The following is a 14,358-nucleotide window of genomic DNA, read 5'->3' on the forward strand; positions in this document are numbered from 1 at the left end:
GCCAGGGCCCGCACCGGTCGGCCGGGGGATGTACCAGGTCACGCGGGTTGGGCACACTGGGCCGGTGACGACAACCCCGCCTGCCGCCGCCCGGATCAGGGCCGCGCTGGCACCGCTGTGGCGCCCGGCGCCGCCCGCGCCCGACGGGCCGCAGCGGCTGTCGCGCTGGGCGTGGGTCGCCGACGTGATGCTCGCGGTCTTCCTCGCCGCCACCACCGTCTACGCCACCGCGAACGCCGCCACCGACGACACGGCGGGGCCCGCCGTCCCCGCCTTCTTCCTCGGCCCCGACGGCAGGCCGCAGCCGCCCGCACCGCCGATACCTCCCGTGCCGCGCCCCGACCCGCTGGGATACCCCTACCTCGCCGGAGCGCACCACACCGAGCTGGCCTCGGCCCCCGGCTGGCTGCTGGTGCTCGCCGCACTGACCGCGCTGCCGCTCGCACTGCGCCGCCGCTACCCCGTCGCGGCCTTCACCGCGGTGCTGACCGGCACCCTGGTCTTCCACTGGGCCGAGCAGGAGTCCGGGGCGCCTCTCCGGGCCGACGCCCCGACCGTCTTCACCTTCGTCGCGTGCCTCATCGCCGCCTACAGCGCCGCCCTCTACAGCCCCTACCGGCGGCTCACCGGGGTCGCGCTGCTCGTCGGCGGTGTGCTCATGGGGGCGCTCCACGAGTCGAACGTCCCCGACATCACACCCGGCTTCGTGCCCTTCGTGGTGCTGGTGCCGCTCGGGCTCGCCGCCAACACCATGCACACCTGGCGGCAGCGGCTGCGCACCATGGAGGCCGACAAGGAGGCCGCGACCCGGCTCGCGGTGGACCTGGAGCGCGCCAGGATCGCCCGCGAGCTGCACGACGTCGTCACCCACAACGTCAGCATGATGACCGTGCAGGCCGGCGCCGCCCGCACCGTGATGGCCGCCAGGCCCGACCTGGCCAGGGAGGCGCTGCTCGCCGTGGAGTCCGCGGGCCGGGCCGCGATGTCCGAGCTGCGCCATGTGATGGGCCTGCTCGCCATGACCTCGGAGACCTCCGGCGCCCCCACCGCCGAGCTCGCCCCGCAGCCGGGCCTCGGCCAGGTCGGCGTGCTGGCCGAGCGCGTACGCGGCACCGGCGTCCCGGTCGACCTCACCGTCACCGGCGCACCCGTCCCGCTGCCCGCGGGCGTCGACCTGGCCGCCTACCGGGTCGCGCAGGAAGCCCTCACCAACACCGTCAAGCACGCCTCGGGCGCCAGCGTCAGCATCACCGTCGACTACCTGCCCGGCGAGGTCCGCGTCGAGGTCGCCGACACCGGCGGCACCCCCTCCCCGGCCGCGGGCAGCGGCAACGGCCGCGGCCTCATGGGCCTGCGCGAACGCCTCGCCGTCTACGGCGGCACCCTCGACGCGGGACGCCGCATCACCGGCGGCTACCGGGTCCGGGCCGTCATCCCGGTAGGAGACGCATGAGCACGCAGCCGCCCCTGCGGGTCGTCATCGCCGACGACCAGGGCCTCGTCCGCACCGGCTTCCGCATGATCCTCACCGCCGCGGGCATCGAGGTCGTCGCCGAAGCCGCCGACGGCGAGCAGGCCGTCGACGCGGTCCGCCGCACCCGGCCCGACCTCGTCCTGATGGACATCCGCATGCCGGGGCTCGACGGCCTCGAAGCGACCCGCCGCATCCTCACCGGCCGCACCGCCGACGAGCCGCGCGTCGTCATCCTCACCACCTTCGACCTCGACCAGTACGTCTACGCGGCGCTGGCGGCCGGGGCGAGCGGCTTCCTGCTCAAGGACGTCACGCCCGAATACCTCGTCGCCGCGGTCCGCCTGGTCCGCGCCGGCGACGCGCTCCTCGCCCCGGCGATCACCCGGCGGCTCGTCGAGCGCTTCGCCGCCGCCGGCGGCCGCGGCGCCTCCACCGTCCACCGCGACCTCGCGGCCCTGACACCGCGCGAACTGGAGGTCCTCCGCATGCTGGCGGGCGGCCTCAGCAATGCGGAGCTGGCGCGGGCCCTGGGGGTGAGCGAGGCGACCGTCAAGACCCACGTCACCCGCATCCTGTCCAAACTGGCCCTGCGCGACCGCGCGCAGGCGGTGGTGGCCGCCTACGAGTCCGGCCTCATCACCCCGGGCGCCGCCCCCCGCCCCTGACCCCGCTCAGCGGGCGGCGTCCTCCAGCGCCTGGAATTCCGCGTCGGTCAGGACGAGGCCCGCGGCCGCGGTGTTCTCCTCCAGGTGCGCCACCGACGAGGTGCCCGGGATCGGCAGGATGACCGGGGACCGGCGCAGCAGCCACGCGAGGGCCAGCTGCGAAGGGGCCACGCCGCGGTCGGCGGCGATCCGGGTCAGCGGGCTGTCGGCGCCGGCCAGGGCGCCGGTGGCCAGCGGGAACCACGGGATGAAGGCGATGCCCTGCGCCTCGGCGTAGTCGAGTACGTCCTCGGCGGCGCGGTCGGCCAGGTTGAAGCGGTTCTGGACCGAGACGATCGTCGCTGTCGCGCCCGCCTCCTTGATCTCCGCGACGGTCACCTCGCTCAGCCCGATGTGCCGGATCTTGCCCTCGCCCTGCAACGCGGCCAGCTCGCCGACCTGCTCGGCGATCGGCACCTTCGGGTCCACGCGGTGCAGCTGGAGCAGGTCGATACGCTCCACGCCGAGATGGCGCAGGCTCAGCTCGACCTGCTGCCGCAGATACTCCGGGCGCCCGATCGGCACCCACGTGCCAGGGGCCGGGCGCGAGAAGCCGGCCTTGGTCGCGATGACCAGGTCGTCGGCGTAGGGGTGCAAGGCCTTGCGGAGCAGCAGGTCGGCGGTGAAGGGCCCGTAGGCGTCGGCGGTGTCGATGAAGTTGATCCCCAGCTCGCCGGTGCGCTCCAGCACCCGCACGGCCTCCTCAGGATCCCTGGGGTCCCCCCAGACCCCCGGCCCGGTCAACTGCATCGTCCCGTACCCGAGCCTGTTCACCGGCAGATCCCCGCCGAGCAGGAAGCTCCCCGCTGCCGCGGCGGGGAGGGCGGTGGTTTCTGGCATTTCGAGCTCCCTAGCGGAGGTGTGACTGGCGTGACGCCCTACCCAACGCCACCCGGGTCCCCCGGTATTTCCCCTGCCGCAGGGGTGCCCCCCGGGCCGCCGCATGCAGCGGAGGGTGCCCCTCAGGGGCGCGGCCTGCCGCTGAGGGCAACCACCCAGGGGCGCGGGGCTGCATCTGATCTGCGGCTGGCGCCGCGTGGGCGCGCTCAGCCACCCACCCGCCGGTGGTCCGGATGCGACAGCAACAGCCCCTCACGGCCGGTGGCGACGCGCAGCTTGTCGACGGCTGGTCGCGCCGTTCCCCGCGCCCCTGGGGGGCACCCCCCTACGCGGAGGGCAACGTCACCGCAGGGACGCGTGGGGGTCGCCCCGGGGATGCCCGGGGGAAGGGTTGGCGGGGGAAGGTGGGGGCGTGGGGAAGACGTGGCGGGTCGCCGCGGCCGTCGGGCCGCTCGCGTCGGTGGCCGTATGGGCCGCATGGCATCGCGGCCTGCTGACGGCCGGCGGCCGGGACCTGGTCGCCGCCGACCGGACCTGGCTGGCCGCCGCGTTCGCGGCAACCGCGCTCGGGTGGGTCGCGATCGCCGTCGCACGGCAGGGCACGGTGCTGGAGCCGCTGCCGGCCGGGCGCCTCCTGGCGACCCAGTTCGCGGCGACAGCCGCCAACCAGCTGACCCCGGCGGGCATCGGCGCCGGCGCCGTGAATCTGCGCTTCCTGCGCGCCTGCGGCCTGCCGCTGGCGCGCACGTCCGCCGCGCTCGCGCTGTATTCGCTCGCCGAGTCCGTCGGCCGGGTGGCCTTGCTGACGACGATGCTGCTGGTCTTCCCGCACGCGCTGCGCGTGCGGGGCCTGGTGCCGGACCGCGGCACGGTCGAGGTGGCCGCCGCCGCGCTCGCGGTCGCCGCCGCGGCAGCGGTGACGCTGGTCGTGGCGATACGCCCGGCCCGCCGCCTGGTGGGCGGCTTCCTGGTGACGGCCCTGGCCGACGCCAGGTCCCTGCACATGCGGCCCGCGAGAGCGCTGGCCCTGTGGGGCGGGTCGCTGGCCTTCCCCGCCTTGCAGGCCGCGGGCCTCGTGGCGGTGGCGCACGCCCTCGCCCTCCCGGTGCCCGCGGCGAACGTGGCGGTCGCGTATCTGGCCGCGACCTGCCTGGCCGCGGGCATACCGACGCCCGGCGGCGTCGGTTCTGTGGACGCCGCGCTCGGCCTGGCGCTGGTCGCGGCGGGGTCGCCCGCGACGGCGGCGACCAGCGCGGTGCTGGGCTACCGGATCATCACCGCGTGGCTGCCGCTGCTGCCCGCGGCCCTGACGCTCGGCGCGCTGGTGCGCCGCAAGGTCGTCTGAGTGCCGCTCCGGTGAACCCCCGGGGCGGGGGCGACTGTTGACAGCACAGGTTTATCGGCCATACTGCCCGCCGTGGAGCAGCGCACAGGTTCGATCACACCGGCGATACACCCCGCAGGGACCGATCCGGCATTCGTGCCAGGTCTCCTGCCCCCGCGTCCTGCCGCGGACGAGGTGAAAGCCTCAGATCCGGCCGAGGCCGCCCCGCCCGAGGAGGACGTGGCCGAGGTCGCGGAAGAAGCGGCGGAAGCGGAAGAAGAGGTCACTCCGGGCCCCGTGGCAGAGGGTGGCGAGGAGGACGAGGACGAGGACCGCGGCGAGCCGCTCTTCGAGGTCTCGGACCGCCGCGCGACGATCCTGGCCGACCGGGTCGGCATCGTCTTCCGGTTGGACGGCGAGGAGGCCGACTTCACCTGGGACGAGATCGGCGCGGTCGAGATCGAGACGCCGCGTTTCAGCAAGCGCTTCGAGGTGACCGTCTACACGGGCCCGCGCCGCTGGTTCGAGGCGCATGTCGAGGCGAGGTCCCGCGGTCTGCTGAAGACCTGGACGGCCGAGCTGGACGCCGTACTCGACGAGCACTTCGAGGACCCGGAGGAGAAGGCGGCCGCGGCGGAGGAGGAAGCCGGGTCCGTGGCCGAGGCCACCGAGAGCACCGAGAGCACCGAGGCCACCGAGACCGCCGCCAAGGAAACCGAGGCCACCGAGGACGGGAAGACCGCCGCCGAGGCATGACCTCGGCCGTAGCGGAAGACCCGACGGCGTCAAGGAACGCCCGTCGGCGTTAAGAACACGTATGGAAAAGTCCTGCGGCGCCCCGCTGACAGCCGGGGCGCCGCACTCTGACCGAGGCTCCCGCACCTGTTCTCCCGCGGCCGGACCATGCCGTGGGGGTGCGGTGGCGCGCACGGTCGACGGCGACCAGTTTGCGTAACGCTGACCAGGCCATCTCCGCCTTCCGATGGCCTGCATCACCACGCCTTGTCGTCGGCCTGTCGCCCGGCGGCGGCACCGCACGACAGGAGCACGGTCGATGGCCACCACCGCCGGGACGGAACGCGGCCGGCTCCGTTCGTGGTTGCTGGAGGGCCTGTCCGACATGGCCAGGCACCAGCACCAGGAGCCGGGCAGCGAGGGCAGGCAGCAGGCGGTGCACCAGGGGCAGCGCTGGTGGCGGGTGATGTGCCTGACCGGTGTCGACTACTTCTCCACCCTCGGCTACCAGCCGGGCATCGCGGCGCTCGCCGCCGGGCTGCTGTCGCCGATCGCGACGATCGTGCTGGTGGTCGTGACGCTCGCGGGCGCGCTGCCCGTCTACCGCAGGGTGGCGGAGGAGAGCCCGCACGGCGCGGGCTCGGTGGCGATGCTGGAGCGGCTGCTGTCGTTCTGGCAGGGCAAGCTGTTCGTGCTGGCCCTGCTGGGCTTCGCGGCCACCGACTTCCTGATCACCATCACCTTGTCGGCGGCGGACGCCTCCACCCACCTGGTGGAGAACCCGCACTTCAGCTCCAGCCTCGGCGGCCACCAGATGGTGATCACGCTGGGCCTGATCGCGCTGCTGGGCGCGGTCTTCCTGAAGGGCTTCCTGGAGGCCATCGGGGTGGCCGTGGTCCTGGTCGGGATCTATCTGGCGCTGAATGTGGTCGTGGTGGTGGACGGCCTGTGGCATGTGCTGACCGCCGCGCACCTGGTGACGGACTGGACGCACGGGCTGACCGTGGAGCGCGGCAATGTCTTCGTGATGATCGGCGTGTCCCTGCTGATCTTCCCCAGGCTGGCGCTGGGCATGTCCGGCTTCGAGACCGGTGTCGCGGTGATGCCGCACGTCAAGGGCGGTCCCGACGACACCGAGGAGCATCCGGCCGGGCGGATCCGCGACACGAAGAAGCTGCTGACGACCGCCGCGCTGATCATGAGCGTCTTCCTGATCGCGACCAGCTTCCTGACGACCGTGCTGATCCCCAAGGAGGAATTCGAGGCGGGCGGCCCGGCCAACGGCCGCGCGCTGGCCTTCCTGGCGCACCAGTACCTGGGTTCGGGCTTCGGGACGGTCTACGACTTCTCCACCATCGCGATCCTCTGGTTCGCCGGCGCTTCGGCGATGGCGGGCCTGCTCAACCTGATGCCGCGCTATCTGCCGCGCTACGGCATGGCGCCGCACTGGGCGGGGGCGGTGCGGCCGATGGTGCTGGTCTTCACGCTGGTCGCCTTCCTGGTGACGTGGATCTTCGACGCCAGCGTGGACAAGCAGGGCGGCGCGTACGCGACGGGTGTGCTGGTGCTGATGAGTTCCGCGGCCATCGCGGTGACCATCGCGGCCCGCAAGGCGCGGCAGCGGCGGTGGACGGTCGGCTTCGGTGTGATCGCGGTGGTCTTCCTCTACACGACCGTGGTCAACGTGCTGGAGCGGCCGGACGGTGTGAAGATCGGCGCCTGCTTCATCGCGGGCATCATGCTGGTGTCGTTCCTGTCCCGGCTGGCCCGCGCCTTCGAGCTGCGGGTGACCAGCGTGCGCCTCGACCCGATGGCGGAGCGCTTCGTGCGGGACATCGCCAAGCGCAGGGTCCGCTTCGTCGCCAACGAGCCGGGGCTGCGGGACCCCGCCGAATACCGCGAGAAGCTCGCCCAGATCCGGCTGGACAACGACATCCCGGCCGAGGACGACCTGGTCCTGGTGGAGGTCACCATCATGGACGCGTCGGAGTTCGAGTCGGCGCTGACCGTACGCGGCCAGGTGCTGCACGGGCGCTACCGGGTGCTGTCGCTGGAGAGCTCGTCGGTGCCCAACGCGCTGGCCGCGCTGCTGCTGCACGTACGGGACGCGACCGGGTGCAAGCCGCACATCTACTTCGAGTGGACCGAGGGCAGCCCGTACGCGAACTTCCTGCGCTTCTTCCTCTTCGGCCACGGCGAGGTCGCCCCGGTCACCCGCGAGGTGCTGCGGGAGGCGGAACCCGACCGCTCCCGCCGCCCGAAGGTGCACGTCGGCTGACGCCCGGCGGGACCGGCGGGCGGCGTCCGCGTCAGGGACGCGTATGGACCGCGGGCGGCGCCGTCAGGGCGGCGTCAACAGGCGTCCGCGGGGCCGGCCCGGTGCCTAGCGTCGGCGGTGTGCAGCGCGGATACCCCTCCCCACCGGTCCGCCGTCCCTCCTCCCCAGGACGCGGTGCCGGGCCGGTCTGCGGCTCCGACCGCGACCGGCCCGCCCGGCTGCGTATCGCCTTCGCCCTGCCGGGCGCCCTGCTGGCCGCCGCCATGGCGGTGGACGCCGTCGCGGGCACCCTGACCTGGCCGCGCGCCCTGCTGTGGGCGGGGCTCGCGGCGGCGCTGCTCGCGGTGCTCGTCCCGCCGCGCATCACGGCGGGCGGCGGGCAGCTGACGGTCCGCGCGCTGCTGCGTACGCGCCGGGTGCGCACCGACCTGCTGGTCGCCGCCAGGATCGACGGCGGCACCGCGCGGCGCCTGGTGCTGCGGGACGCGTTCGGGTCGCGGGTCGAGGTCGACGCGCGGGCGGTGGCGGAGAGCCCCTTCCTGCGGCACGAGCTGGACCTCGGCGCCCGCCGTTCCCATGCGGCGGGCCTGCTCGCCGACACCTCGGCCGTACGCGACCTGGCCGGCGCGGCGGACGAGGACGAGGCCCGCGCCCTCTTCCGCGCGTCGAACCCGCACTGACGGGCCCGGCGGCCCCGCGGGGTCAGTGCCAGCCGTACAGCTCCTTGAGGCGGTTGACCACCAGGTTGAAGCGGCCGCGGTCCAGGGCGCAGGCCTCGCGGCGCATGCCCTGCTCGTGCAGGCGCAGCACCCGGTCGACGTCGACCCAGGAGTCGCGGCCCTCGCGGTCCCAGGGGCCCGCGCCTATCGCGACCCACTCGCGGTCGTGGTCGTGGCGCTTGCTGGAGAGCTGGACGGCCAGCAGGGTGCCGGCCGCCTCGCGGGCCACGACCAGCACCGGGCGGTCCTTGCCGCGGCCGTCGTTCTCCTCGAAGGGCACCCAGGTCCAGACGATCTCGCCCGGGTCGGGGTCGCCGTCGTGGGCCGGGGCGTATGCGGTACGCACCCGGCCCACTCCGTGCGGGTCGGCCTCGGTGGTGGCGTAAGGGCCCGCGGCGCCGGGGAATTCGGGGTGGTGGCTGTCGGTGAAAGTCGTCACGGCCCGACGCTATCGGGCCGCGCCGGGCCCTTCACCAGCGGTGGTGCACCTGGGCCCGGATCCGCCGGTCGTACAGGTCGCGTACGCCGTCGAGCACGGCGGGCGGCAGTTCCGGCAGGGCGGCGGCCGCCGCGTTGGCCCTGGCCTGCTCGACCGAGCGGGCGCCGGGGATCACCGAGGTCACACCGGGCTGCTGGATGATCCAGCGCAGCGCGGTCTGCGCGGGGGTGGCGCCTTCCGGGGCGAGGCCGGCGAATTCCACCGCGGCCTCAAGGCCGGTCTCGTAGTCGACGCCGGAGAAGGTCTCGCCCTGGTCGAAGGCCTCGCCGTGCCGGTTGTACGCGCGGTGGTCGTCGGCGGCGAAGACGGTCTCCCGGGTGTATTTGCCGCTGAGCAGCCCGGACGCCAGCGGCACCCGGGCGATGATACCGACACCGGCTCGCGCCGCCGCGGGCAGCACCCGCTCCAGCGGCTTGAGCCGGAAGGGGTTGAGGATGATCTGCACGCTCGCCACACCGGGGCGGGCTATGGCCGCGAGCGCCTCGTCGCAGGTTTCGACGCTGACCGCGTAGGCGGCGACGCGCTGCTCGGCCACCATCGTGTCGAGGGCGTCGTAGAGCGCGTCGGAGTCGTAGACGGCGGTGGGCGGGCAGTGCAGCTGGACCAGGTCGAGGGTGTCGACGCCCAGGTTCGCGCGGGAGCGGTCGTTCCAGGCGCGGAAGTTGTCGAGGCTGTAGTTCTCGGGCCGCTGCTCGGCGCGGCGGCCCATCTTGGTGGCGACGAGGATGCCCGCGTCCGGCCGGTCCTTGAGATAGCGGCCGATCAGCTGCTCGCTGCGGCCGTCGCCGTAGACGTCGGCGGTGTCGAAGAAGGTCACACCCGACTCGACGGCGGCGTCCAGCACCGCGATCGCGTCGGCTTCCTTGACATCGCCCCAGTCGGCGCCGAGCTGCCAAGTGCCGAGGCCGACGACGGACACCGGCTTGCCGGTCCTGCCCAGTACACGCTGTTCCATGAGCCCGATGCTACGACGCTCCCGGTCCCACCCCGTGCCGGGTGGGACCGGGAGCATGCCGGCTGTCCGGTGCTCAGCCGGACAGGCCGTCCAACGCCCGGTTCAGGTCCAGGACGTTGACCCGGGGTTCACCGAGGAAGCCCAGGTCGCGGCCGTGGACGTGGTCCGCGACCAGCTTGTGGACGTCGTCGGCGGACAGGCCGCGGGCCTTGGCGACCCGGTTGACCTGCTCGTAGGCGTAGGCGGTGGAGATGTCCGGGTCGAGGCCGGAGCCGGAGGCCGTCAGGGCGTCCGCGGGGACGTCCCCGGGGCTGACGCCGTCGAAGGCGGCGACGTCGTGGCGGCGCTGCGCGATCGCCTTGATCAGGTCGGGGTTGTTCGGCCCGAGGTTGGACGCGCCCGAGGCCAGCGGGTCGTAGGAGCCCGCCGAGGGGCGCGGCTGGAAGAACTTCGGGTCCGGCCGCGCCGCCTCGTCGGCGTCGTCGGGGTTCTTCTTCGGCAGGTCGAAGTTCTGGCCCAGCAGGCTGGAGCCGACGGTCCTGCCGTTCTCGCTCACCACCGAGCCGTTGGCCTGGTGGTGGAAGGCCGCCTGGGCGACACCGGTGACGGCCAGCGGGTAGAGCACACCGGTGATCACGGTGAGCACCAGCAGCATCCGCAGCGCCGACAGATGACGGCGGACGGCCGGGGGGAAGTAGTTGGCCATGTCGAACACCTTCTTTCGTGGATCGGGTCCGCCGGGTCAGCGCAGTCCGGGTATGAACTGGATGATCAGGTCGATGAGTTTGATGCCGACGAAGGGCAGGATCAGCCCGCCGATGCCGTAGACGCGGATGTTGCGGCCCAGCAGCTTCGAGGCCGACGAGGGCCGGTAGCGCACCCCGCGCAGCGCCAGCGGGATCAGCCCGACGATGATCAGCGCGTTGAAGATGATCGCCGACGCGATCGCGGAGGTCGGGCTGTGCAGGCCCATGATGTTGAGCTTGTCCAGGCCCGGGTAGGCCACCGCGAACATCGCGGGGATGATCGCGAAGTATTTCGCGACGTCGTTGGCGATCGAGAAGGTCGTCAGCGCGCCCCGGGTGATGAGCAGCTGCTTGCCGATCTCGACGATCTCGATCAGCTTGGTGGGGTTGGAGTCCAGGTCCACCATGTTCCCGGCCTCCTTGGCGGCCGAGGTGCCGGTGTTCATGGCCACGCCGACGTCCGCCTGGGCCAGCGCGGGCGCGTCGTTCGTACCGTCGCCGGTCATCGCGACCAGCTTGCCGCCGGCCTGCTCCCGCTTGATCAGCGCCATCTTGTCCTCGGGGGTGGCCTCGGCGAGGAAGTCGTCCACGCCCGCCTCCTCCGCGATGGCCTTGGCCGTCAGCGGGTTGTCGCCGGTGATCATCACCGTGCGGATGCCCATCCGGCGCAGTTCCTCGAACCGCTCCCGCATCCCGGCCTTGACGACGTCCTTGAGGTGGATGACGCCCAGCACGGTCGCGGTGGTCGTCCCGCCGCGGTGCACGACCTCGCCGACGACGAGCGGCGTGCCGCCGCTGGCCGCGATGGCGTCGGTCATCGGACCGACGTCGGCGGTGGGGTGGCCGCCGTTCTCCCTGATCCAGTGCATGACCGCGGAGGCCGCGCCCTTGCGCAGCTCACGCCGCCCGCCGTCCTCGGTGAGGTCGACGCCGCTCATCCGGCTCTGGGCGGTGAAGGGCACGAACTCGGCGTGCCCGCCCAGCTCGCGGCCCCGCAGGGCGTACTTCTCCTTGGCCAGCACCACGATGGAGCGGCCCTCGGGGGTCTCGTCGGACAGCGACGAGAGCTGTGCGGCGTCGGCGAGTTCGGCGATGCCGACATCGGCTACCGGCAGGAATTCGGCGGCCTGGCGGTTGCCGAGGGTGATGGTGCCGGTCTTGTCCAGCAGCAGCGTGTTGACGTCGCCCGCGGCCTCGACAGCGCGCCCGCTCATCGCGAGGACGTTGCGCTGCACCAGCCGGTCCATGCCGGCGATGCCGATCGCGGACAGCAGCGCGCCGATCGTGGTGGGGATCAGCGCGACCACCAGGGCGACCAGGACGACGAGCGACTGCTCGGCCCCGGCGTAGATCGCCATCGGCTGGAGGGTGACGACGGCCAGCAGGAAGACCACGGTCAGCGAGGCGAGCAGGATGTTCAGCGCGATCTCGTTGGGCGTCTTCTGCCGGGAGGCGCCCTCGACCAGGGCGATCATGCGGTCGATGAAGGTCTCGCCCGGCTTGGACGTGATCTTGACGACGACCCGGTCGGACAGCACCCTCGTGCCGCCGGTGACCGCGGAGCGGTCGCCGCCGGACTCGCGGATGACGGGCGCGGACTCGCCGGTGATCGCCGACTCGTCCACCGACGCGATGCCCTCGACGACGTCGCCGTCGCCGGGGATGATCTGGCCGGCCTCGACCACCACGTGGTCGCCGAGCCGCAGCCCCGCCGCGGGCACCGACTCCTCGGCGGGCGCGCTGTCGCCGTGCCGCCAGTCGACCAGGCGGCGGGCGACGGTCTCGGTCCTGGTCTTGCGCAGCGTCTCGGCCTGCGCCTTGCCGCGCCCTTCGGCGACGGCTTCGGCCAGGTTGGCGAAGACGACGGTGAGCCACAGCCACACGGTGATCACCCAGGGGAAGATCCCCGGGTCCTTGACGGCCGAGGCCGTGGTCAGCACGGCGCCGACCTCGACCACGAACATCACCGGGTTCTTGACCATGATCCGCGGGTCGAGCTTGCTGAAGGCGCCGGGAATGGAGCTGAGCAGCTGCTTCGGGTCGAGCAGCCCCCCGGAGACGCGATGCGGCTCCTGCTGCTGGGCGGCCTGGCCGCCGGACGGGACCGGCTGCGGCCGGTCGGTGGTCAGGGACATCAGTGGAGGCCTTCCGCGAGCGGACCCAGCGCGAGCGCGGGGAAATAGGTGAGGCCGACGACGATCACGATCACGCCGGTCAACAGGCCGACGAACTGCGGCCGGTGGGTGGGCAGCGTCCCCGCGGTGACCGGGACGGGCTGCTGTCTGGCCAGCGAACCCGCCAGTGCCAGCACGAAGATGATCGGCAGGAAGCGGCCGAAGAGCATCGCGAGGCCCAACGCGGTGTTGTACCAGTGGGTGTTGACGCCGATGCCGGCGAAGGCGGAGCCGTTGTTGTTGGCCGCGGAGGTGAAGGCGTAGAGGACCTCGGAGAAGCCGTGCGGCCCGGAGTTGAGCATCGAGGCCCGCTCGCCCTTGAGCGACATCGCGGTGCCCGTGCCGATGAGGACGACCGCGGGGGTGGCCAGGATGTAGAGGGAGGCGAACTTCATCTCCCGCGCGCCGAGCTTCTTGCCCAGGTATTCCGGGGTGCGGCCGACCATCAGACCGGCCACGAAGACCGCGATGATCGCCAGGATCAAGATGCCGTAGAGACCCGAGCCCGTACCACCGGGGGCGATCTCGCCGAGCATCATGTTGAAGATCGTCATCCCGCCGCCGCCGGGCGAGAACGAGTCGTGGAAGGAGTTCACCGCACCGGTGGAGGTCAGTGTCGTGGAGGCGGCGAAGAGGGCCGAGGCCCAGATGCCGAACCGCTGCTCCTTGCCCTCCAGCATCCCGCCCGCCGCGTGGCCGGCGCTGCTGCTCACGCTGTGCAGCTCGTTGACGGTGATCAGCGTGACCGAGGCCGCCCAGATCAGGCCCATCACGGCCAGGATCGCGTAGCCCTGGCGGTGGTCGCCGACCATCTTGCCGAAGGTCCGCGGCAGCGAGAACGAGATCACCAGCAGGAGGTATATCTCCAGGATGTTGGTGAAGCCGTTGGGGTTCTCGAAGGGGTGGGCGGAGTTGGCGTTGTAGAAGCCGCCGCCGTTGGTGCCCAGCTCCTTGATCGCCTCCTGCGAGGCCACCGGCCCGCCGGTCAGCGACTGCTTGTCGCCGATCAGGGTGCCGATCTCGTGGATGCCGTGGAAGTTCTGCACCGCGCCCATCGCGACCAGCACGATCGCGAAGACGAACGCCAGCGGCACCAGCAGCCGCACCACGATCCGGGTCAGGTCGACCCAGAAGTTGCCCAGCCGGTCGGTGCGCTTGCGCGTGAACCCGCGGATCAGCGCCGCGACCACCGCGATACCCACCGCGGCCGACACGAAGTTCTGCACCGCGAGCCCGGCCATCTGGACCAGATGGCCCATCGTGACCTCACCGCTGTACGACTGCCAGTTGGTGTTCGTCACGAACGAAGCGGCGGTGTTGAAGGCCTGGTCGGCCTTGACCGGCGCGAAGCCCAGCGACATCAGCAGATGGTTCTGCAGCCGCTGGAAGCCGTAGAGGAAGAGGACGGAGACCGCCGAGAAGGCCAGCACGCTGCGCAGATACGCGCCCCACTGCTGGTCGGCCTCGGCGTCGACGCCGCCGAGCCGGTAGAGGACCTTCTCCACCGCCAGGTGCTTGCCCGCGGTGAGGATACGGGCCATGTAGTCGCCCAGCGGGCGGTAGGTCAGCGCCAGCGCCGCGATCAGTACGGTGATCTGGAGCCAGCCCGCGAGAGTGTCGTTCATCTAGAACTTCTCCGGGAAGATCAGGGCCAGCACGAGATAGCCGAGCAGGCAGCAGGCCACGACGAGGCCGACGGCATTTTCCACGCTCACAGCCGCCCGACCCCCTTGGCGACGAGTGCGAGCACGGCGAAGACCGCGATCGTCACAGCGATGAACACGAGATCGGACATTTTCGGTGGCACCCCAGTGGTGACGTACGGATACGGCGAGGGGGCCGCTCCGGCCCCGTCCCATACAGTCACCCCGCACAAGCGTGCGGCCGCGTTCGTTAACGCTTCCCTTGCG

14 protein-coding genes are annotated in these 14,358 nt (G+C 72.3%); 6 read left to right on the forward strand and 8 right to left on the reverse strand.

Annotation, left to right across the window (positions count from 1 at the left end):
* The first annotated feature begins 187 nt into the window (after nt 1–187).
* Together OG900_19390 and OG900_19395 are read left to right on the forward strand one after the other, a co-directional pair.
* Entirely contained in the window at nt 188–1,453 is a 1,266-nt protein-coding gene (locus OG900_19390) for a histidine kinase (GenBank protein WUH95836.1), read from the forward strand.
* Nucleotides 1,450–2,139, forward strand: a complete 690-nt coding sequence (locus OG900_19395; protein WUH92059.1) for a response regulator transcription factor — start codon at nt 1,450–1,452, stop codon at nt 2,137–2,139. Before OG900_19390 ends, OG900_19395 begins: the two co-directional genes overlap by 4 nt.
* Before the next feature lie 6 nt (nt 2,140–2,145).
* Here the strand turns inward: OG900_19395 and OG900_19400 are convergent, their stop codons facing one another.
* Nucleotides 2,146–3,018, reverse strand: a complete 873-nt coding sequence (locus tag OG900_19400; GenBank protein WUH92060.1) for an aldo/keto reductase — start codon at nt 3,016–3,018, stop codon at nt 2,146–2,148.
* 412 nt (nt 3,019–3,430) lie between these two features.
* Between OG900_19400 and OG900_19405 the strand changes: the two genes are divergently transcribed.
* From OG900_19405 to OG900_19420, 4 genes are all read left to right on the forward strand, one after another.
* Nucleotides 3,431–4,363 (forward strand): flippase-like domain-containing protein, encoded by a 933-nt coding sequence (locus OG900_19405; GenBank protein WUH92061.1) that lies wholly within the window; start codon nt 3,431–3,433, stop codon nt 4,361–4,363.
* 174 nt (nt 4,364–4,537) lie between these two features.
* Entirely contained in the window at nt 4,538–5,098 is a 561-nt protein-coding gene (locus OG900_19410) for a hypothetical protein (GenBank protein ID WUH92062.1), read from the forward strand.
* 298 nt (nt 5,099–5,396) lie between these two features.
* A complete protein-coding gene (locus tag OG900_19415; GenBank protein WUH92063.1) occupies nt 5,397–7,355 on the forward strand; it encodes an amino acid transporter in 1,959 nt (652 codons plus the stop codon).
* Between the two features lie 119 nt (nt 7,356–7,474).
* Complete coding sequence (locus tag OG900_19420) at nt 7,475–8,035, forward strand: hypothetical protein (protein WUH92064.1); 561 nt, start codon at nt 7,475–7,477, stop codon at nt 8,033–8,035.
* 22 nt (nt 8,036–8,057) lie between these two features.
* On the opposite strand, the gene OG900_19425 is transcribed toward OG900_19420, so the two are convergent.
* The 7 genes from OG900_19425 to OG900_19455 form a co-directional block, all read right to left on the reverse strand.
* Entirely contained in the window at nt 8,058–8,513 is a 456-nt protein-coding gene (locus OG900_19425) for a type II toxin-antitoxin system PemK/MazF family toxin (protein ID WUH92065.1), read from the reverse strand.
* A 31-nt stretch (nt 8,514–8,544) separates the two neighbouring features.
* Nucleotides 8,545–9,528: an aldo/keto reductase gene (locus OG900_19430; GenBank protein WUH92066.1), complete on the reverse strand. Its 984-nt coding sequence runs from the start codon at nt 9,526–9,528 to the stop codon at nt 8,545–8,547.
* 73 nt (nt 9,529–9,601) lie between these two features.
* A complete protein-coding gene (gene kdpC, locus OG900_19435) occupies nt 9,602–10,234 on the reverse strand; it encodes a potassium-transporting ATPase subunit KdpC (protein ID WUH92067.1) in 633 nt (210 codons plus the stop codon).
* 36 nt (nt 10,235–10,270) lie between these two features.
* Nucleotides 10,271–12,409 carry a potassium-transporting ATPase subunit KdpB gene (kdpB, locus tag OG900_19440; GenBank protein WUH92068.1) on the reverse strand — a complete coding sequence of 713 codons (2,139 nt, stop codon included), beginning with the start codon at nt 12,407–12,409 and terminating at the stop codon, nt 10,271–10,273.
* Nucleotides 12,409–14,073: a potassium-transporting ATPase subunit KdpA gene (gene kdpA / locus OG900_19445; GenBank protein ID WUH92069.1), complete on the reverse strand. Its 1,665-nt coding sequence runs from the start codon at nt 14,071–14,073 to the stop codon at nt 12,409–12,411. The genes kdpB and kdpA overlap by 1 nt, the downstream gene beginning before the upstream one ends.
* On the reverse strand, nt 14,074–14,163 hold the full coding sequence (kdpF, locus tag OG900_19450) for a K(+)-transporting ATPase subunit F (protein WUH92070.1): 90 nt from the start codon (nt 14,161–14,163) through the stop codon (nt 14,074–14,076).
* Nucleotides 14,160–14,315 (reverse strand): hypothetical protein, encoded by a 156-nt coding sequence (locus OG900_19455; protein ID WUH92071.1) that lies wholly within the window; start codon nt 14,313–14,315, stop codon nt 14,160–14,162. The genes kdpF and OG900_19455 overlap by 4 nt, the downstream gene beginning before the upstream one ends.
* Nucleotides 14,316–14,358 lie beyond the last annotated feature (43 nt).

Source organism: Streptomyces sp. NBC_00433 (assembly GCA_036015235.1).
Classification (GTDB): Bacteria; Actinomycetota; Actinomycetes; order Streptomycetales; family Streptomycetaceae; genus Actinacidiphila.